14 protein-coding genes are annotated in these 18,780 nt (G+C 55.4%); 10 read left to right on the top strand and 4 right to left on the bottom strand.

The features are described from left to right. The first annotated feature begins 4 nt into the window (after positions 1-4). Positions 5-1,201 (top strand): glycosyltransferase family 4 protein, encoded by a 1,197-nt coding sequence (locus B2952_RS09900; RefSeq protein WP_290736714.1) that lies wholly within the window; start codon positions 5-7, stop codon positions 1,199-1,201. A gap of 2 nt (positions 1,202-1,203) precedes the next feature. Here the strand turns inward: B2952_RS09900 and B2952_RS09905 are convergent, their stop codons facing one another. After that, positions 1,204-4,023, bottom strand: a complete 2,820-nt coding sequence (locus B2952_RS09905) for a TIGR02171 family lipoprotein (protein WP_290736711.1) — start codon at positions 4,021-4,023, stop codon at positions 1,204-1,206. Here B2952_RS09905 and B2952_RS09910 point away from each other — a divergent pair. The 7 genes from B2952_RS09910 to B2952_RS09945 are packed head-to-tail and all read left to right on the top strand — an operon-like array spanning position 3,950 to position 12,067. Further along, complete coding sequence (locus B2952_RS09910; RefSeq protein ID WP_290736708.1) at positions 3,950-5,944, top strand: heparinase II/III family protein; 1,995 nt, start codon at positions 3,950-3,952, stop codon at positions 5,942-5,944. The two genes, B2952_RS09905 and B2952_RS09910, sit on opposite strands and share 74 nt — an antisense overlap. Further along, positions 5,941-7,011, top strand: coding sequence for a glycosyltransferase family 4 protein (locus B2952_RS09915; protein WP_290736705.1), 1,071 nt, complete (start codon positions 5,941-5,943; stop codon positions 7,009-7,011). Before B2952_RS09910 ends, B2952_RS09915 begins: the two co-directional genes overlap by 4 nt. A 34-nt stretch (positions 7,012-7,045) precedes the next feature. After that, a complete protein-coding gene (locus B2952_RS09920) occupies positions 7,046-7,870 on the top strand; it encodes a LicD family protein (RefSeq protein WP_290736702.1) in 825 nt (274 codons plus the stop codon). Continuing rightward, positions 7,867-9,213 (top strand): Gfo/Idh/MocA family oxidoreductase, encoded by a 1,347-nt coding sequence (locus tag B2952_RS09930; RefSeq protein WP_349678231.1) that lies wholly within the window; start codon positions 7,867-7,869, stop codon positions 9,211-9,213. Before B2952_RS09920 ends, B2952_RS09930 begins: the two co-directional genes overlap by 4 nt. A 3-nt stretch (positions 9,214-9,216) precedes the next feature. Further along, positions 9,217-10,290, top strand: a complete 1,074-nt coding sequence (locus B2952_RS09935; RefSeq protein WP_173380870.1) for a pyridoxal-phosphate-dependent aminotransferase family protein — start codon at positions 9,217-9,219, stop codon at positions 10,288-10,290. Further along, entirely contained in the window at positions 10,290-11,282 is a 993-nt protein-coding gene (locus B2952_RS09940; RefSeq protein ID WP_290736699.1) for a stealth family protein, read from the top strand. The genes B2952_RS09935 and B2952_RS09940 overlap by 1 nt, the downstream gene beginning before the upstream one ends. 2 nt (positions 11,283-11,284) lie before the next feature. Beyond that, positions 11,285-12,067 (top strand): LicD family protein, encoded by a 783-nt coding sequence (locus tag B2952_RS09945; protein ID WP_290736696.1) that lies wholly within the window; start codon positions 11,285-11,287, stop codon positions 12,065-12,067. 1 nt (position 12,068) lies between these two features. Here the strand turns inward: B2952_RS09945 and B2952_RS09950 are convergent, their stop codons facing one another. Beyond that, entirely contained in the window at positions 12,069-13,373 is a 1,305-nt protein-coding gene (locus B2952_RS09950; protein ID WP_290736693.1) for a hypothetical protein, read from the bottom strand. Between the two features lie 50 nt (positions 13,374-13,423). Here B2952_RS09950 and B2952_RS09955 point away from each other — a divergent pair, with 50 nt between their 5' ends. Next, positions 13,424-14,263, top strand: a complete 840-nt coding sequence (locus tag B2952_RS09955; RefSeq protein ID WP_173380871.1) for an endonuclease/exonuclease/phosphatase family protein — start codon at positions 13,424-13,426, stop codon at positions 14,261-14,263. Between the two features lie 29 nt (positions 14,264-14,292). On the opposite strand, the gene B2952_RS09960 is transcribed toward B2952_RS09955, so the two are convergent. Further along, entirely contained in the window at positions 14,293-15,195 is a 903-nt protein-coding gene (locus tag B2952_RS09960) for a glycosyltransferase family 2 protein (protein ID WP_290736690.1), read from the bottom strand. An 82-nt stretch (positions 15,196-15,277) separates the two neighbouring features. Here B2952_RS09960 and B2952_RS09965 point away from each other — a divergent pair, with 82 nt between their 5' ends. Further along, positions 15,278-17,176: an LTA synthase family protein gene (locus B2952_RS09965; protein WP_290736687.1), complete on the top strand. Its 1,899-nt coding sequence runs from the start codon at positions 15,278-15,280 to the stop codon at positions 17,174-17,176. Between the two features lie 55 nt (positions 17,177-17,231). Here the strand turns inward: B2952_RS09965 and B2952_RS09970 are convergent, their stop codons facing one another. Further along, positions 17,232-18,779, bottom strand: a complete 1,548-nt coding sequence (locus B2952_RS09970) for an MATE family efflux transporter (RefSeq protein ID WP_290736682.1) — start codon at positions 18,777-18,779, stop codon at positions 17,232-17,234. Between the last annotated feature and the right edge of the window lies 1 nt (position 18,780).

Here is an 18,780-nt window from a genome sequence, read left to right on the forward strand (position 1 = left end):
TGTCATGGAACTTGCGAATAAAAAAGTCTGTATCGTTGTCGAAAACCTACCCGTTCCGTTTGACCGCCGCGTGTGGCAGGAGTCGCTCGCCCTGAAAGAGGCGGGTGCCGAAGTGACGGTCATCTGCCCGCAGACGAAGACCTACCCGCTCGAATACGAGGAACTCGAAGGCATCAGGATTTATCGTCATCCGCTGCCGGAGGCGAACCGTTCCATCGAGTATATCAAGGAATACCTCGGGGCGCTCTATCACGAAACCCGCCTCCTGTTCAAGGTGTTCCGCAAGCAGGGCGTACAGGACGTGATCCATGCCTGCAACCCGCCCGACCTGATTTTCATTGCGGCGGCCCCGTTCTTCTTCTTTACGCGCTGCCGGTTCCTTTTCGACCACCACGACATCAACCCGGAACTCTGGATTGCGAAATTCGGCAAGAAGGGGCTGGGCTACAAGGCGATGCTCTTGGTGGAACGCCTCACGTACCACTTTGCAAGGCATGCCATCGTGACGAACGAATCCTACAAGGAAATCGCCATGCGCCGCGGGCACAAGCGCGAAGAGGATGTGACCATCGTCCGCAGCGGCCCGAATATTTCGAAGCTGAAGGTGGGCCCGGCGAAACCCGAAGTCAAGAAGGGCTTCAAGCACTTGGTGGGCTATATTGGCGTGATGGGCAAGCAGGAAGGTATCGACCTGTTGCTGCAATCCGTCGACTACATCGTGAACAGGAAGGGCCGCAAGGATATCCGCTTCTGCATCATGGGCGGAGGCCCCGCGCTTGACGAGTTGCGCGAGATGAACGAGAAGATGGGGCTTACGGACTATGTGGAGTTCCCGGGGCGTGTGTCGGACGAATATCTGGCCGATGTGCTCAATACCGCCGATGTTTGCGTGAATCCCGACTTGCCATCCGAAATGAACGACAAGTCCACCATGAACAAGATCATGGAATACATGGCGTTCGGGAAGCCCATCGTGCAGTTCACGCTCAAGGAAGGGAAGTTCAGTGCCCAGGAAGCCTCGCTCTATGCGAAGAATACTGACACGGACGACTTTGCCGAAAAGATCCTGTGGCTGCTCGAAAATCCGGAGAAGGCTTCCGAGATGGGCAAGTTTGGCCGCGAGCGCGTGGTGAACGAACTCAGCTGGGATTACGAGAAGCCGAAGCTGATCGGTGCCTACAAGAAGCTGCTCGGGCTGTAGTTTTACTCTTTGCTTGAAAAGTCGATGTCCAGCGTCTGGATGAGAGAATCTAGACGCTGGGAAATTTTTTCGGCGCCTAGGGATCCTAGATGGTCCCTGTCATAGGCCATGTCGTCCGTATAGTCGTGTTCGCCCATCTTGTTTTCGTCCATAAATACGACGTGGGGATAGTCCTGTGAAATGTTTTGGATTGATTCTAGCAATGCGGGGGCTTCGCTTCTAAGTATTCCGTTCTTGCCGTATGCCCCGGTATTTCGAAATGACGGACTCTGCGGTGGCTCCAGGATGATGACACGGATTCCTTTGTCGGCTGTAAGGCGTGCAATTTCTTTGAGCAGTTCGAGGTTCTCGTTGAAAGGTGTCGGGTCGTTGACGTGCCAGCTGCTGTCGCCATTGACGGACGGGATGGAATCGCCCCATCCGCGGTTTTTTTGTGATTTGTAGCCTCTTGTCTGGAGAATCGTCTCTTTCATTGTCTTGGATTTTCCTAGGGACTGTTCTGTTGCCTTTAGCATTTTTTTGGGGATGCCGTCTTTCCAATAATCGTGACTCTGGTCATAGACCCATCCGGGATAGGTCCATGCTTCCGAATCCCAGAAACTGTCGAGGTATTTGAGCCTGTCCATGCCGGCTTCGACGACAATGCATTTGAGATTCGAGAAATGCGGCAATATGTAGTTCTTGAAGAGGAAGAACGAGCCTATGAGCGTGTTGTGGTCGTTTGCCATGTTCAAGGCGAAATGAGGCTTTTCGATTAGCTCGGGAATTACCGAGTGGAATGTCCGGGAAGAACCAAGGATGACGACGGTGGCCGAATCCCTGTATTGCCACAGGAGTTGCATCTTGTACCTGAACTTTTCGGCATCATCGCTCCCTCCGACGGTATAGTACATGCCGGCACTGTCGGGATCGAGTTCAAAGTCGATGCCCACTTCGGGCGTTTCGGTGGACGTGGAGTCTCCGCTGCTTGCCGGAACTTTTGCCTTGCGTTCGACCCACAGGCAGGGGTGCCACAGTTCGTCGCCTTCGGCAAGTTCTATAATACTGCTGTCGGCGGGGCTTGCAAGGACAATCTTTTCGTGCACTCCGTTTGTGTTCGTTATGGTTGCGACGATGTTCGAGGTCTCGCCGTCGCCCGCCCATTCCGTATGGTCGAAGGCGTAGCCTGCGGGAGCCTTGATGGTCTGCAGCAGCTTGCCGTTGCTGTCGGCGATGAGGATTCGCTCGTGCGTGGCATAGTTTTCGCCGGCGAATGTCCTGCCGGGCTTTCCGCCGAAGTCGAGGAAGAGCGTGCGCTTGCTGCCGTCCTGGGCGAGCGATGCGTTGCAGGCCTGGGCCGTGTCGTACCAGATGGTGTTTGCCGCCTTGCCCGTAAGCGTGGAGCCGGAATCGGCGATGCGTGCGCGGAGCAGGCGCGCTCCCGTTACGGCGAGCGTGTTGTCTTCGCTGATGCCGCCGTGGAACGCTCCGTCGAAGAGCTTTTCCGGAGTGCCGAACTTGCCTCCTGCAAATTTTACCTGCCAGGTGGATGAGTTCTTGAAGGCGGCTTCGTCCTTGTTGTTGCCTGCGTCGGTTACGTAGACAATCACGGTGTCGCCGTTCCTGAGCACGCGCCATCGCGGGATGGCTGCGCTTTCAACGTCGAGCTTTTTGAGGTTCGTGCCTTCGGCGTTGAGGTCGCGCACGTAGAGCGATGATTTTCCCGAGACGCCCTCGGGCTTGGTGCAGAACGCCACGAGCTTGCCGTCGGGGGAAATATCGGGGTGGTAGACTTCCAGGGTGTCGTCGATTTCGGTCACGGATAGATTGCCTTCGCCGTAGTCGATGTAGGCGAGGTTCCCGCTGACATCGTTGCGGAAGGCGAGCAGCATGTTGTAGGTTCCGGTGTAGGATTTCAGCGTGGCCACGTTGGAAAGCGGCGTGACGATGCTTCCTTTCACGTTGCCGCTCGCGTCGAGCCATACGGGATTCGGGATGGCGCCGAAAGCAAGCCTGAAGCCGATGCGGTCGGCGTGCGATGACGCCTCTACGGTGTATTCGTCCCCGCGTGCGACGATATTCAGTTCGGAGGCGCGGTCCGAGAAGTAGCCGCCCTTCAGCACGCGTTCGCCGAGGTCGCCCCCGTCGGGTGCGCCCAGGTAGTTCGTGACGGTCGTGTCGCGGAAACTTCCGGCCCAGTCGTTGACCCATTCCTTCACGTTGCCCGCAAGGTCGCAGAAGCCGAGCGTGTTGGTGCCGATGCTGCAGACATCGTGCGTGCGGAATCCGGAATTGTCCGCGTTCCAGCTTTTGCTTTCGGGATTCCATCCCTGCGATGCGGCGAGAACCCATTCCGCCTCGGTCGGCAGGCGGTAGGCTTTGGCCTTGGGGTGGAACGCGAAGCTTTCCAGATAGGTGCAGTGGCCTTCGCTGTCGAAGGCCGCCTTGCTGTAGGTGTAGGCGGTGTCGCGATTCTCGAGTTTGCCCTTGGCGTTCGCGAAGAGCGCCGCGTCGTAGTAGGTGATGTCGGCGAGCGGGAGGCTGTCGCCGTCGCAATTGCCAAAATCCTTGAGACTCATTTTCGTTGCGATTTCGCTGTATTCCCCGCAAGTGACTTCATGCTTCCCGAGATAGAAATCGTAGTCGAGGATGACCTTCATGGCGGGGCGCTCCGATGTCCTGTATTTGGAATCGTTGCTGCCGATCGTTGCCGTGCCTGCATGGACGAGAATCATACCGTCCATTTCGGGAACGTCCGTTGTTTCTTCCATGTATTCCTGCGTGCTGTTGCTGCATGCGAGGAGCAACAGGGAGTTCAGGTATATTGCTAGGAAACGGTTCATACAAACATCCTTCTTCGTTGTAATAATATATATTTATCCTGTGAGTCTATCGTGGTATTTAAAGCGGCTGCGGACATTTTCTGCGGGCGAAGTCTTTTTTCGGGTTCGCCAACGCGTCCGGACCCATATTTTGGACAATTTAAGGCAGGATGGTTCTGGCACCCAGTTGTCGATTCCCGATTCCGAAATCGTGAAGAATCCTGACGCGCACTGCTATTATCCGGTTTTTGACCAGAAGCTCGATATTTTCAAGGAAATCGACTGGCATCTTGATCTTTCGACAGGGAAACGGTTCCCGCAGACATTTGCCCACAAGATAGACATCCGCAGTGACCGCTACGGGAGTGCCAAGCACGTGTGGGAAGTGAATCGCATGCAGTTCCTGCTCTACCTTGCTGGGCTTTACAAGTCGGGCGGTGACCTAAAACATCTCGTGCTGTTCTGCCACCATCTGGGAATGTGGCGCAATGCGAACCCTTACATGGTGGGCGTGAACTGGTACAGCAATATCGAGGTGAACCTGCGGCTTATCTGCTGGGCTTTTTGCTGGCAGCTGCTGGATATTGACAGCCTGCGCAAGGAAAACAGCGCTATCGAGGAGTTCGTAACGGAAGCGTGGTGGCCGATGATCTGTGAACACGCGGAATATTCCTACAGGCATCCGTCGCTCTGTTCCTCGGCGAATAACCACCTGATTTCGGAGTATGCGGGCCTGTTCGTCGCGGCCTGCGTGTGGAATATCCCGCATCGCAATGCGCGCCTGAAATATGCGAAAGCGGGGCTCGAACGCGAAATCCTCAAGCAGAATACGGCCGAGGGGGTGAACCGCGAGGAGGCTGCGGAATATATCCAGTTTATCGACGACTTCTTCTTGATTGCCGCTGTGGTGGGCGATGCAACGGGGCATCCGTTCTCTGCCACATACAAGGAACGCCTGCACGCCATGGCAAATTACATGAATGCCATGCTCGACGTGAATTTCAATTACCCGATGTACGGCGACGGCGACGACGGGTTCGTGCTGCGCCCCGATGCGGGCGGGCATTTCAACAACTTCAAGTCGCTGCTCGTCTCGTTTGCGACATACTTCGGCGCTTCCTCGTTCAAGCGTGCGGGCCTCGTATGGGACGAGAAAAACGAGGTCCTGTTCGGCAGTGCGGGCCGCGAGAAGTTTGACGCCTTGCAGGTGACCCCGCTTGCGGATGGCAACAGGTTCTTTGCAGGGAGCGGGCATTTTATATTCAGGAAAAATGAGGGCCGCGAAACCTACCTGCATTTCGATGCCGCCCCGCTCGGGTTCCTGAGCATTGCGGCGCATGGCCATGCGGATGCGCTTTCGTTTATTCTGCATGTGGATGGAAAACCTGTCATCGTTGACCCCGGTACGTTTACCTACCATACGCACAAGGAACTGCGTGCCTATTTTGTGAGCACGCTTGCGCACAATACGGTTTGCGTGAACGGCAGGAACCAGGCCGAGCAGGCGGGCCCCACGATGTGGCTGAACCATTACAAGGCGACGGTGCTAAGTTACGACGAGGCGAAGGGCTTTGTCGAGGCGACCCACGACGGTTACAGGGCCGAGGGCGTTTCGCATACGCGCCGTGTAGAATTCAATCGCGATGCGGATGAATTTGTTATCACGGATAAGCTGCGCTGCGCAAAGTCGGCGACTCTCGAAATCCCGTTCCACCTGCATCCGGCCGCCGTTGTAGATTTGCGCGGGACGGTCGCCGAGGTCTCTGTACCGGGGAGCCGCCGCGTTTCGCTTGCGCTTGATGGAAAACTCGCATACGCCGTCCGCGAAGACGGCTGGTATTCGGAACACTTCGGCGAGAAGGTCCCGACGAAATATCTATATGCAAAAGCCGACTGCGAAGGCGAAATGGAATTCGTGACCAGGATTAAGGTGCTCGGATGATTGAACGTATTTGTCACATAGGTCCCGCGCTCGACGTGCAGGGCGGCATCAGCTCCGTGCTGGTGAGCTATAAGAAGCTGTTCGGTCTCCCGCGCAAGAACTTCATCGCGAGCTACAACGGCTCGTTCGTGAAGTCGCTCCCGATGTTTACTTTGCTTTGCCTTAAGCTCTTGCTGTGCCCGCCGAAGGCTCCGCTTGTCCAGATACATACGTCGTTCAACGGGAGCTTTTTTCGCAAGTACCTGATTAGCCTCTGCCTCCGCCTGCGCGGCAAGCGCTACATCGCGCACATTCACGGAAGCCAGTTCAAGAGGATGTGCTCGACGGCGCCTTCGATAGTGAAGGGTTTTATCCGTAGTTACTTCAGGCATTCCGCGATGGTCATCTGCATTACACCTGACATGCAGGAATTTTTGGATGAATTTGTCGGCAAGGGAATTTGCCGCTACAGCGTCGTCCCGAATCCGTGCGATACGTTGGCGAATGTTCCTGCCGACCTGAATCGCCCCGAAGGCTCTCCGGTCCGCATCCTCTTTGCGGGCCGCTACGGCCACCGCAAGGGTGTCTACGACTTGCTTGCCGCATTTAAGAATGCGAATTTCAATGTTCCCGCGGAACTGTGCCTGTTCGGTGACGACGAAGTCGAGAAGGTAAAGCAGATTGCCGAACGCGACAATGCGGAATTTGCGGATTGCGGCAAGAAAATTTCTGTTTCGGGCTGGGTGAGCCGTGGCGATTACCTGGAGATGATTCGCGGTTACGACCTGCTCGCCCTGCCTTCGTATTCCGAGACTTTCGGCATGAGCCTGGTGGAAGCGATGGGCCAGGGCCTGCCCGTGATTTCGACATTCTCCGGCGGCGTTCCCTACGTGGTGCGCAACGGCGAAGACGGCATATTGTTCGAGGCGGGTGACCTGCCGGCGTTGCAGAACGCGCTGGAGCGACTTGTGAATGACCGCGCTCTGCGCATGCAGATGGGTAAGGCCGCCTGGAAGGATTGTACGGAACGATTTGCGGGTGGAATAGTTTTGCAGGGACTCGAATCGGTGTATGCGCAGTTGAAATAGTTTTTATATTTCTATGGTACTAGATGGAAGCCCGATGAAAAAAGAAACCAGCAACATAGATGTCGAAAAACTCAGGCCGATCAAGTCCGTGAAGGAACTTCAGGGAGTCTTGCTGGGTATAGCCAAGGTCTTCCACCAGATTTGCGTAGAAGAGAATATCCCCTACTACATGGTGGGCGGAACGATGCTCGGATCCATCCGTCACGGCGGCTTTATCCCCTGGGATGACGATATGGATTTCGCCGTGTCCAGGAAGGATTTCGAACGCCTGCTGAAGATTCTGCCCGAGCGGCTGCCCGCGCCCTACAGGATGCTCACCCGCAAGGATACCGCGTCCGTCACCGGCTTCCTGAAAATTTCCGACGAGCGAACCCTGCATGTGTATCGCTGGACGGACGGACAGGAACGCGATTACGGTGTCGATATCGACATCTTCCAGCTCGACCCTGCGACGAGCAAGACGCGCGGGCGCATCAAGGATTTTATCTTGAAGATGCGCGGCTACAGGGTGCTGAGTGCGAAGAACCGCTCGCTTTCGAAGAAGATTCTTGCCTATTTGATCAAGACGGTGTTCTTCTTTGTCAGCAGGGACATGATTTACAATTTCATCGAGCGCCACCTGGTAGAAAAGAAGGGCGACCTCATCGCGAATACATACGGCGGTACCGCGAAGGCCGAAACGATGCCCAGGGAATACATGGGCGAACCTAGACTCTACAAGTTCGAAGATACTCAGTTTTATGGAGTGGCCATGCCCGAGGAATACCTCACGTCGCTTTACGGGGACTGGAAAACGCTGCCGCCCGAAGACAAACGGCATGACCACATTGTTTCCATGTACTGGCGGGACGAAGAATGAAGAAGGTCATCACATACGGCACATTCGATTTGCTGCACCAGGGGCATATCAACCTGTTGCGTAGGGCGAAGGAACTCGGTGACTACCTGATTGTCGGGGTTACCAACGACAATTTCGACCGCGAACGCGGAAAGCTGAATGTCCGCAACAACGTGCTCGAACGCGTCGAAGCCGTGCGTGCTACGGGCTTTGCCGACCTGGTGATTATCGAGGACTATGTCGGGCAGAAAATTGACGATATCCAGAAATACGATGTCGATATCTTCGCGATAGGTTCCGATTGGGAAGGCAAGTTCGATTACCTCAATGAATTCTGCGATGTCGTGTACCTGCCCCGCACGGAAGGCATTTCCTCGACGCAGCTGCGCGACCAGGACCAGGAAACGGTGCCTGTCGGCATTGTTGGCTGCGGCCGTGTTGCCCAGCGCTTCCCGCAGGAAGCCGACGTGGTGAATGGCGTGCGCGTCGTTGCCGCATACGATGCCGATATCGAAGTCGCGAGGGAATTCTGCAAGAACCACTTGGCCGATGGCGCTTGCTGCAAGTCTTACGACGAATTGCTTTCCAGGGTTTCCGCCGTATATATCGCGACTCCGCACCTTTCGCACTATGAATGCATCAAGAAGGCGCTGGAAGCGGGGAAACACGTACTCTGCGAGACCCCGATGGTCCTGAAGAAGGACGAGGCGAAGGAACTCTACAAGTACGCCGAGGAACATAGCCTCGTGCTGATGGAAGCGAACAAGACGGCGCACTGCCCGGCGTTCAACCACCTGATGGTAATGATCAAATCCGGGCTGATTGGCGACGTGGTGGATATCGAGGCCTCGCTTTCGCAGTTGCTCGACAAGAGCGGTCGCGAATTTGACAGCAAGCAGGCGGGCGGTTCCCTGTACGAGGAAGGCAGCTACCCGCTGCTCCCCATTTTCAAGCTGATGGGAATCGATTACGAGGAACTGCGCCTGTTTTCCCGCATCGAGAACGGGATTGACGTCTATACGCACGGAATTTTTAGGTACCCGAAGGCGGTGTGCTCCTTCAAGGTCGGGCTTGGCGTCAAAACCGAAGGCAACCTGGTGATTTCGGGAACGAAGGGCTACGCCTATGTGCCGGCTCCCTGGTGGAAGACGGACTATTTCGAGCTCCGCTACGAAGACCAGAACGATAACAAGAAGTTCTTCTACAAGTGGGATGGCTTCGGGCTCCGCTACGAAATTCAGGAATTTGTCAGCTGTATCGTGAACAGGCGTTTCTCTTCGGCTCGCCTGCGTCGCAGGGAAAGTATCGCCATGGCGGAAGTCATGGAGCAGTTTTCCGACAGGAAAAACTTTACGGAGATTTGACGGATGCTCAATTTTACAGTAGGTCCGGTGCAGTCGAGCGAAACCGTAAGGGAGATTGGCTCCCATCAGGTTCCCTATTTCAGGACGGCCGAGTTTTCCGATGTCATGTTCGAGAACGAAGCCTTGGTCAAAAAATTCGCGAAGGCTCCGGAAGGCTCCAGGGTCGTATTCATCACGGGTTCGGGTTCGGCCTCGATGGAAGCGTCCATCATGAATACGCTTGCCTCTGCGGACAAGGTGCTCGTTGTTAATGGCGGAAGCTTCGGCCACCGCTTTGTGGAACTACTCCAGCTGCACCAGGTGCCGTTCGAGGAGATTGCGCTGGAGGCCGGGACTCCGCTTGCCGCGAATCATCTGGCACCGTTCGAGAACAAGGGCTTCACGGCGTTCGTCGTCAACATGCACGAGACGTCGACGGGCATCCTGTACGACATGGACATGATAAGTGCGTTCTGCAAGAGGAACGGTTTGTTTCTGATTGTGGACTGCATCAGCTCTTTCTTGACCGATCCGTTCGATATGGGGGCATTGGGCGCCGATATCATGATTACGGGTTCGCAGAAGGCACTTGCCTGCCCGCCGGGAATCTCCGTCATGGTGCTTTCGCCGCGGGCGCTTGAACGCGTGTCGAAGACAAAGTGCGTCTGCCAGTATCTCGACTTGCAGATTGCGCTCAGGAACGCGGAACGCGGTCAGACCCCGTGGACGCCCGCTGTCGGGACACTGTTGCAGATAAACGCGCGACTTAAGGAAATCGATGCCGCAGGCGGTGTCGAAACTGAAATTGCCCGTACGGCGCATCTTGCTCGGTACTTCAGGGACCGAATCAAGGCGTTCCCGTTCAAGGAATTTTCTTGTTCCCCCTCCAACGCGGTGACGGCGCTCTGTCCGACGACGGTTTCGGCGAACGACCTGTTCCTGAAACTGAAGGACGAGTATGGAATCTGGATTTGCCCCAACGGCGGCGACCTGAAGGAAAAGGTTTTCCGCGTCGGCCATATCGGGTGCCTGACGGAGAAGGATTACGATTGCCTGCTCGCCGCCTTTGCCGACCTACAGAAGAAGGGATTCATCTGATGGATTTTGTCCTGATTTGGGTTGACGGCGGTGACGAGGAGTGGCTGAAGGAAAAGGCCAAGTATTCCGGCACGCCTGTCGACAATGCCGCGGCGCGCTTTAGGGACTGGGGCCTGCTCAAGTACTGGTTCCGGGGCGTGGAACAGTTTGCCCCTTGGGTGGACAAGGTCCATTTCGTGACGTGCGGACACACGCCCGCGTGGCTAAACCTGGATCACCCCAAGATCAACTTTGTCAGGCATTCGGAGTATATTCCGGCGAAATACCTGCCGACATTCAATTCGCACACGATTGAGCTCAACCTGCACAGGATAAAGGATCTTTCGGAAGAGTTCGTCTATTTCAACGACGACATGTTCCTTGTCGCTCCGGCGAAGCCGACGGATTTTTTCAGAAACGGCCTGCCTTGCGATGAAGCCTCCATGCAGTTCCTGCTGCCCAAGCGTTACAATATTTCCAAGTCCATCGACGGTCACAACATGGGTGTGCTGAACAGGAATTTTTCGAAGAAGAAGTCCGTTCGCAAGCATCCGTTCAAGTTCTTTCATCCCGCTTACGGCCTGAAGAACAATCTCTATACCCTCTACACGATGGCGTCGCCCGTTTTCCCGGGTTTCAAGCGGACGCATACGGCGCAGTCGTTTTTGAAGAGCACATTCGTGGATCTCTGGGAAAAGGAACCCGAGGTTCTCGATGCGACATGTGCCTGCAAGTTCAGGTCGTTCTTCAACGTGAACCAGTACCTGTTCAGGTACTGGCAGATCGCCCAGGGACGTTTTGCACCTGTGAACATGCATTCGGTGCGGCAGCGCTTCGACCTGGATGTCGACGATGCGGGCGATATCGCGAAGGCGATTTGCAAAAGGAAGTACAAGGCGATTTGCATTAACGAGGACGAGAACGAGAACCTGGACGTGTTCGAGAACATCCAGAAAAAACTTGTCGCCGCGTTCGAGCAGATCTTGCCCCAGAAGTCAACATTCGAGAAGTAACTATGCGCGAATTATCGGGTGAGGAAATTAGGCAGAAGCAGATAGAAATTCTGGATGCTTTTGTCGATACCTGCGAAAAGAACGGCCTGCAGTATTACCTCTGCGGAGGCACGCTGCTCGGCGCCATCCGCCACAAGGGCTTTATCCCGTGGGACGACGACATCGACGTGTTCATGCCCCGCCCGGACTTCGAGAAAATCCAGAACCTGACGATGGATGCTCCGTTTGAAATCCATTTCTACAAGAACGGGAAGTCGCACAAGCCGTTCTTGAAGGTCGTGAACGCGAACACGGAGGCGTGCGAGAAGAACAACCGTTCCCGCACGGCGCTCTGGATAGATGTATTTGCGATTGACAGCCTGTTCGAGAATAACTTCCTCAACAAGTTGCATTACAAGGTGACACTCTTTTTGCGCAAGGGCGTGTATTTCGGTTTCCGCCCGCGCACTGGGTTGTTCGGAAAGATTGCGCTCCCGATTCTCAAGGTGCTGCACATCTCTCCCGAGCGCGTGAACGATTTCGCGTCGGCATGCATCGACCGCATCAGCAAGATACGGCGCTACGAGAAGGGACGCTATCTCGGCGGCATCAACTGGGGCTACGGCCCGCACGAGCGTATGGAACGCGCCGACCTGGAATCTGCCGTGAAGGTGGAGTTCGAGGGCAAGATGTATAACGCGCCCGTCGCCTACGACAAGTATTTGCATAATTTGTATGGCGACTACATGAAGTTGCCTCCCGAAGAGAAACGCCGTACGCACGGGTTGCTCGTGTGGGAAAAGTAGTCTAGTTTTCGTCGGAGGCGCTTTCGCCTTCTGCCATGTTTTCCAGTTCCGGCACAGTTTTGCCGTCGTCACCTTGCGCCGGGGCTTTCGGTTCGTCCGGGTCCTCTTTCTGGGTCAAGTAGAGAATTCCCATGAAGAACGAGCTGATGATGGAGAAGTTCGATACCATCGAATCGCTGATGAAGAAACTCACGATGTTGAAGATGAGCCAGCAGCTGACGACCATTCGGAGCTTCTTGTTGCCGGTAAACTTCTGCGAGATGGCAAAGAACAGGAGTATCATGAAAAGCAGGTAGCAGATTGTGCCTGCAAAACCTGTCTGGCCTATAATCGAAGAAAAGCCGGAGTCGCCATAGACGGAATCGCGCTCGTCGGCCCAGAGAAAATAATAGTAGTAGTCGCTGAAGACGGGCGAGTTATAGCGGTAGGCGTTCCAGGTTCCGATGGTGCACCATCCGGCTCCCAGGGGGTTGTATTTGAGCGCGAGCATTGTTGCCACCACGTAGAACGTGGCCCGGATGGAGTCGTCGTCGGTGTAGTAGAGAATCTTCTGGTAGGAAATCGCGCCGGCAATGATTCCGATGAGGAATAGCAACGGGATGAACAGCTTTATGTTGAAGGTGTTGCTCCGGTAAACGATTGCAAAGGCGATGAATAGCAGCAGGAACATGTAGCCGCGGTCTCTGGCCGAAAGCAGGCAGAGCGCGCAGAGGATGAACGTGTAGAGATTGCGTTCCTTGTAGAGAAGCAGAAACGAGAAGGCGACGACAGTGATGAGGTAGGTGCCGTGGTAGTAAATGAACTCGTAGGGCGGGAAAAGTCGGTGCGCTGCGTCGTGCGAGGTCATCCCTAGCCCGAAAGCCTGTTCGAGGAACCAGAATAGCAGAGTTGCGACGGTCAGCCCCTTGACGAAGAATATCGTCGGCTCGAGCCATTCCTTCAGCCGCTCCTTCGGCGTGTCCTGGAAATAGCAGATGGTACCGTAGAACCCCAGAATGAACGAACTGTAGTTCACGACGTCCATGATTTGCGGGTAGAGTTTCATGTGCTCGTCGGAGAAAACGGAACTCAGGGATCCGCAGGCGATAAATAGCCCGAAGGCCACGAACATGAGTTTTTCTGTCAGAGAGAAGTTGATAAGTCGCTTGCCGTGGATGGCGCGCAGGAAAATGCCGAAGAGAATGACGATGAGAATGATTTTAGGCGGGATATTGACCACTTCGCCTCCAAAGCCCAAGGCGTCCTGGAGGTAGCGGACCTTGCCGAAGACAAGGACAAGCATCAGACCTAGAAATACAAATCTCATTTCTGTCTAAAAGATAAAAAAAAGAGGTCTGAAAAAACTAATATTGCCATATGAAGTCGTTGAAAGCGCTTGCCTTGCTAGCTGTTCTGTTTTTGGTGACGGTATCCCGTGCGGAACCGTTCCATGTCGCGACATGGAACATCCGCTGCGTCGATGTCAAGGATTCGCTTCGGGGTGATGCCTGGAGCAAGCGTGCCCCCGAAATCGCGAAGGTCGTGCGGTTCAGGAATTTCGACGTGGTGGGCATGCAGGAGGTGGATTCCACGCAGAGGGCCATGCTCGAGGAACTGCTGCCGGAATATGAATGGGTGCTCGACCGCCGTACGGAAGGCAACCCTATCGCGTTTCGCAAGGACCGCCTTGAGCTTCTCGACAACGGGGTGTTCTGGTATTCGCGTTCGATGGTTCCCGGCGTGAAGGATTGGGACTCGAAACACCCGCGCTATTGCAATTGGGTCCGCCTGGTCGATAAGGAAACCCGCAAGGAACTATTCGTGTTCAATACGCACTGGGACAACAAGGGCGATACGGCGAGGATGGAGAGTGCCCGCATGGCAAGAAACCTTGTCCCGCGCATTGCGGGCGACGCGCCGACAATCTTCATGGGGGATTTGAACATCAAGCCGGGAAGGAAACCTATCCAGATTCTGAAGGAGGATTCGCTTTTCCGCGAAGCGCTGGAAATCTCCCCGGTCGTCTCCATTCCCGAGGGCTCCTTCACGAAGTTCCGTACGGATAGGCACAGCGAGGAAACGCTCGACCACATGTTCTGTCGTGGCGGGGTCGATATCCTGCGTTACGGAATCCTGCGCGAGACGTATTTCGACGGCGAGAATTACCGGTTCCCGTCGGACCATCATCCGGTCATGATTGAAATAGAAGTGCGCTAAGAATGGAATCGGGTTGGTGTAGGGCCCGGTTACCACTCGATATAGAACTTGGTATGCGTCGTGTAGATGGAACCGTAGTGGAAGAACCTGAAAAGGAGATTCTTCAGCTTCCCGAATTTTGACTTGCGGTTTTTGTAGTAGACGCTCAGGTGCTCCAGTTGCTGCAACTGCGAACGGTTGAGTTTGCCCTGTAGCCTTGTCTTGACGGATTCGGCGATGCAGAGCCTGTCCGGACGGACGGGGTTGCGCTTGAAGTGGATGAACCCGAGATAGGTCGGCCAGTGCGTGCGGCGCGAGGCGTTCATGTCGTGGCGGCGGTGCTGCGTAATGACCTGCGGCGTGAAGGCGAAACCCTTGCTGTAGCAGGCGATGACGGTGAGCCACGTATCGTGATAGTCGATACCTTCGGGGAGCGGGAGCGCGACATCCAGCAGCGATTTCCGGATGAGCATCGATGCTCCTTGGAAGCATCCGTTGCTGTAGAAGATGCGGAGCGGAATCTCGCGGTAGTCCTTTGGGCAATGGTAGAGAAAATCTACTTCGCTGAGCTTTGCCCCGAGAAGCTTGCCTTCGCCGTCGATGAGTTCCGCATCTCCGCAGGCGATGTCGCGGTCGCCGATTGTTTCCGCGAGAGTTTTTAGGTGGTCTTCTTTCCAGATGTCGTCCTGGTCGGAGAGCGCGACGAATTCGCCTTCGCAGAGGCGCATGGCCTTCTCGAAGTTCGCCTTGAACCCGAGATTCTTCTCGTTCCTGAAACATCGAATGGACGGAAATTTGGACTGGTATTCCTGAAGGATGTCCCACGTGCCGTCGGTGGAACAGTCGTCGCATACTACGATTTCAAAATCCTGAACGTTCTGGTTCAGGATGGAGTCGAGCTGCTGTCGAATGTAGCGCTCGCCGTTGTATGTTGCCATCGCGACGGATATCATGCGGAATTCCTGTTTGTAGGTACAATGTATAAATTATTGTGCAGCCGCAGTTCCCGCTTTGGAAAAAACTATCTTTGCTGTGGTGAAGAATTTTCTTTTTAGCAAGCCTGTCCTGTTTATCCTGATTGCCTTCGGGATAAGATTCCTGCAAATTCTGCAACTGTACTTTACCGAGACGCCGTCGGGCGGAAGCTTTATCGAACGTCCCGTGAACGGGATTATATGTGCGACCATCGTGAACATCGCCGCGTTCGCATTTCTGGGAGCGCTATTCTCCCTGGCTACGCTTCTGAAGGGAAAGGCCGCAAGATGGGTGTGCGTGCTGGTGGCCGCGCTCACCTGGTTCCATCTGGTCATATGCGCCATCGACGACCAGATCATGCGCTGGATGGGGCAGCACCTGACCATGTCCTTCCTTTCCACGTATTCGGTCTTCCGCCTGGATTCGACGATGGCGTCGAACGTTGCGCTCGACGGGCTCCCGAACTTCCTGCTGTCCGTGTTCCTGGTGCTGCTTGCGGGTGTATTGTTTTTCGTGATGCTTGCGAAGTTGCGCCAGCGTCCGCTTTCCCTGTGGGTGACTTGCGTGCTTGCGGGCGTCCTTGTGGTAATTGCCGTCGCGAGCGGGAATGCGCACCACTACTACAAGCCCTGCCGCATCCGCTGGCAGACTATCGAGCCCACGTACCTGACAATCTTGGACGAGTACATCTACCAGCGCGAACACAGCGTCCGCCCGCAGCGCCTTGAGCAGGGAATTTCGATGCTGGGCGGGAACCCGGAATCGGAATACCCTTTCTACCATCCAGTTGAAAATGAGGATTCCCTGATGGAAGAATTCAGGAACCGTCCGCTCGACCAGAAGAAGGATGTGATTCTCCTTTCCCTGGAAAGCTTTCGCGGCTGGGTGGGAGACTTCCGCATTGGCCAGAACTGCGAACGCATGCCGAACCTTTGCGCCCTGGGCAAGGCCGGCACGACGTTCCCCTATACCTACAGCGTAGGCTACCCTTCGACCGAAGGTATGCTTGGCCTGCAGCTTGGAATTTGGAGCCATCCGAGCAAGGTGTTCCTGAGCAGCCTCATGAATACGCGAACCCGCTCCCTGCCCGATATCTTAGGCGAGGCTGGCTACTACCGTGTCGTCCTTACCGCCGCCGAGCCCAGCTTCGACAACTTTACGCCCTGGTTTAGCAAGTGGTTCGATTTTGCCGAATACGACCCGAAAAGGTCTGCGGATATTCCGCTTGCAGAGAGGTTCAGGGAAGTCTATGCGGCTCGCCCCAAGGATAAGCCTCTCTACTTCGAGTGGATAAACTTCGTGACGCACACTCCCTTCACGGTGCCGAAATCCTATGCGGAGCCGGCCTCGACATCCGACCAGCGCTACGCCCAGGCCGTCGCCTACCTGGACAGTGCCATCGGGATTGTGCTGGATGCAGTGCGGAATGGCCCGCGCGCGAACGAGACAATCATTGTCGTTACGGGCGACCACTCCATCGCCAATGCGAAGGCCCAGAAAAAGCAGGATGAGCTCGGAGAGGCAAACAGCACCTACACGTGGACCACGTTCATCTGGGCGGGCGCCGGGATCCCTGCCGACAGCCTGGTTTTGGAACCGCGTTCGCACGTAGACTATGCGCCCACCATATTGTCACAGCTGGGGCTGCGGGCGACAAACCACTTCGTCGGGGAGAACCTCTTTGGCGAATCGCACCGGAGGGTGTTCTCGTTCCGGCATTCCGATGCCGTGATGCGCGGGGATTCCGTGGTGGTATTTGCCCGCGCGGGGAACGCTTCTTTCTCGCATGCGCGCAGGCAGAGCCGTGCCGTCGATTGGGATACGACCGAGACAGTGGGCGGTTTTGTCGCCGAAGAGAAGCTCCCGCTAGGCGTGAAGGCTCCTACGGACAGCCTCCTGGACGCGGCGGATGCTTGGATGTGGGTTCTCGACCAGAATTTGCTGATGCCCGAAGAATAGCCGCAGTCCTGATTCCGGCGCTTTTCTGCGAGGCGGAATCCCGCACTTTCCTGTACTAGTTCCTGTGCGTAATCTTCGCGATTAGCTTGCCTGCAATCTTGCGAGTTTCCTTGCGCGAATCCCCGTCGAGGATAATCAGGTAGCCGAACGCGCCGCCCACCACGCAGCAGGCAAGCCCGCTTACGCAGAGCATTGCCCAGCTCGGGTCCGTGATGAACTGCTTGATGTAGAACAGCGGAGCGAGCGTGACGGCAAATGCGATGAGGCTCCGTACGGTGCAGGCGTAGAGCAGGCGTGCCTTGAGCCCCACGCAGTGTGCTCCGTAGAGCGGCAGGAACGTGAGAGCCTTGATGGCGTTGAATATGGCGCTTGTGCAGGCGATAATCATCAGGTGTGTCGTCTCGCCTTCCGTAACGTTCAGACCGATGACCACGACTACGAAGGTGAGCGAAAAGAGCCCGAGCCCGAACAGCGAATTTGCCCTAATCCTGTTTACAATGGGGTAGATGTTGTAGATAGGCTGCAGGGGCATCGCAATCGGTAGGTCGACACAGGCGCCAACTGTCAAGATATAGAGCAGGTGCGCGTCCTGCGTTGGCATCCATAGCTGGTAGAAGTGGTCGCTGAACACGAAGATGAATGCCGTGGGAATGATGCTGATGATGCCGAAGAAGCGGAGCGAAGAGATGATGCCCCGGTGCAGTTCCTTCGTGTTCCCTTCGGCGTAGAGCTTGGTCCAGGGCGGCGCGAAGATGGAGTTGATGCGTTCGTAGAACGTGAGCGTGAGTTCCGGGATGCGGCGCGTAATGGAAAGGATACCCATGGGCCCCGCACCGATAAAGATGTTCGCAAGGAGCAGGTTGAATCCCGTGCACAGGATGGCGTTGAATTTGGAAACGATATTCCAGACGCCTGCTGAAAGCAGTTCCTTGATAGACTTGGTGTCGAAATACTTGAACGAAATCCGGAGCTCCGGAGTGAGCTTCCGCTTGAACATGATGTTTGTGCCGATGGTATAGACTGTGCTGATGACGGTTGCTAGGCCGATGAACCATACCGCAGGGTCGAAGAAGTAGAAGAGCGCGATGAGCAACAGGGCCTTCAGGGCGTGGGCGACAATCGACCTGGTAGAAGAGAGATCGAGGCGGTTACGGATGAAGGTGCTTACGCTATAGACGTTGAAGATCAGGCTGATGAAGAAGTTCAGGAAAATGCAACCGAAAAGCAGCTTGACATCCCCGATAATTTCTTCCGGAATCTTGACGATGTATTCGAGCTTGTAGAGGACGCCGATGGCGATGCAGTTGATGAACAGGACAAGGATGATATTCGAGAAGAAAACCGAGCTGAAGTACTTGCGCGCGTCCTCGATCTGGTTCTTGTGTACGCTTATGGTGATAAAGCGCCCCGCCATCGAGTTGAGGGCGATCGTGATAATCTGCGCGTAGCTCACGAAGTTGCTTGCAAGGCCCACAAAACCGTATGCGGCGGCACCCAGGCGGGCGACAATGTAGGGGGTCAGGAAAAACGTGATGCCGATGCTCACCAGGAAGGCAAACACTTGCGCAAAGCCGTTGATGGCAAATCGTTTCTTCGAACCCATT

It is taken from the genome of Fibrobacter sp. UBA7003 (assembly GCA_002449765.1).
Classification (GTDB): domain Bacteria; phylum Fibrobacterota; class Fibrobacteria; order Fibrobacterales; family Fibrobacteraceae; genus Fibrobacter.

Bases quoted from the DNA above. Each gene is read 5' to 3' on its own strand.
- B2952_RS09900 (WP_290736714.1), top strand. From the start codon at position 5: ATGGAACTTGCGAATAAAAAAGTCTGTATCGTTGTCGAAAACCTACCC.
- B2952_RS09910 (WP_290736708.1), top strand. From the start codon at position 3,950: ATGTATTCCTGCGTGCTGTTGCTGCATGCGAGGAGCAACAGGGAGTTC.
- B2952_RS09905 (WP_290736711.1), bottom strand. From the start codon at position 4,023: ATGAACCGTTTCCTAGCAATATACCTGAACTCCCTGTTGCTCCTCGCA.
- B2952_RS09915 (WP_290736705.1), top strand. From the start codon at position 5,941: ATGATTGAACGTATTTGTCACATAGGTCCCGCGCTCGACGTGCAGGGC.
- B2952_RS09920 (WP_290736702.1), top strand. From the start codon at position 7,046: ATGAAAAAAGAAACCAGCAACATAGATGTCGAAAAACTCAGGCCGATC.
- B2952_RS09930 (WP_349678231.1), top strand. From the start codon at position 7,867: ATGAAGAAGGTCATCACATACGGCACATTCGATTTGCTGCACCAGGGG.
- B2952_RS09935 (WP_173380870.1), top strand. From the start codon at position 9,217: ATGCTCAATTTTACAGTAGGTCCGGTGCAGTCGAGCGAAACCGTAAGG.
- B2952_RS09940 (WP_290736699.1), top strand. From the start codon at position 10,290: ATGGATTTTGTCCTGATTTGGGTTGACGGCGGTGACGAGGAGTGGCTG.
- B2952_RS09945 (WP_290736696.1), top strand. From the start codon at position 11,285: ATGCGCGAATTATCGGGTGAGGAAATTAGGCAGAAGCAGATAGAAATT.
- B2952_RS09950 (WP_290736693.1), bottom strand. From the start codon at position 13,373: ATGAGATTTGTATTTCTAGGTCTGATGCTTGTCCTTGTCTTCGGCAAG.
- B2952_RS09955 (WP_173380871.1), top strand. From the start codon at position 13,424: ATGAAGTCGTTGAAAGCGCTTGCCTTGCTAGCTGTTCTGTTTTTGGTG.
- B2952_RS09960 (WP_290736690.1), bottom strand. From the start codon at position 15,195: ATGATATCCGTCGCGATGGCAACATACAACGGCGAGCGCTACATTCGA.
- B2952_RS09970 (WP_290736682.1), bottom strand. From the start codon at position 18,779: ATGGGTTCGAAGAAACGATTTGCCATCAACGGCTTTGCGCAAGTGTTT.